Annotated in this window: 1 protein-coding gene; it reads right to left on the reverse strand. The window is 33.1% G+C overall.

From position 1 onward, the window contains the following. Positions 1-316 precede the first annotated feature (316 nt). Positions 317-973, reverse strand: a complete 657-nt coding sequence (locus FNN09_RS20845) for a hypothetical protein (RefSeq protein WP_143304420.1) — start codon at positions 971-973, stop codon at positions 317-319. Positions 974-1,132: the final 159 nt, after the last annotated feature.

A 1,132-nucleotide genomic window follows, 5' to 3' on the forward strand; every position in this document is an offset into this window, starting at 1 on the left:
CTTATGAGCAACACTTTAAAGATCGGCCTTGCATAGAGCATAACGTAAAGGTACTCCCGTTAGCTTCAGAAATCAATTAACTTAAAAAGTATTGATTACCTTAGTTTTAAATCAATACTATGGGTTTATAGGGGGAATTATTGCCAACGGCCTGCCGTATAAAGCGTAAAGAAATTTAACCTTAGCTACTTTCCATTTTGAGCAGAGCCAAAGCGCTGTATTTTGTTTTAAGTTTTCATTTCAAAAGCCAAATCAGTGATTTGGCGGTGGTTGCCGAAGCTACGAACCAACCAAATTACACTATGCCCTTTATGCTTTATAACGGTTTGTTAGCAATTGTTATTATTCTATTATCCTTAATCAGCCCCAAGTTCTTCAAGCTTCTTCTTTTGTAATCTCGATTAAAATATACTTCTAATTTTCTTACTTCTTTTGCTGAGTCTTTCTCAAATTCTTTCAGATACATTAATGAAGCAGATTTTCCAACTAATTCAGTGGATGCAATTGTTAGGTTTTTATACGTAGGACTAATTTCCTTTATCAGTTCCCCTCTTATAGAATCCTCTATATTATAAATTCTTAATTTAAAATTTAATTCTTCTTCTCCAATGAGGTCAAATTCTGTTGAATCATGCTTTGAGCTGACAACCACATATTGGCTCTCGTTGTCTAATATTCTACCTTGGTTTGTATAAGTAATCCATTCATTTAACCAAAATGTCCCTTTGTCATCAAATTGTCCGAACACATGTTTTATTTTACCTTTTTCTAAATAAACCTTTTCGTCAAGACTGTAACCATCAAAATTAAAAACGAAAATGGAATCACTATTATTTGTAACGGTTGTGTCAATCTTGCTATAATCTAATTTGAGAAAAAAATCAGCAGGTCTATCTATTCCTTCATGTTTTAAATTACATGAAGCAGATATATAAATTATTAAACCAATAAATATTAGGTTCTTGTGTGTCATTTGTTTTTTAATAATTGCTAACGTTTGGCTAGTCGAGTAGGCAAAGGGAATTTCACCCTAAGCCTCTCACAGAACCGTGCTTGATAGTCTCCCATCACACGGCTCTTGTTATACAATCGATACCAAATTTAACAAGTTAATCCAACTTGCCAATGATAG

The sequence above is a fragment of the Carboxylicivirga sp. M1479 genome, assembly GCF_007097485.1.
Classification (GTDB): Bacteria; Bacteroidota; Bacteroidia; order Bacteroidales; family Marinilabiliaceae; genus Carboxylicivirga.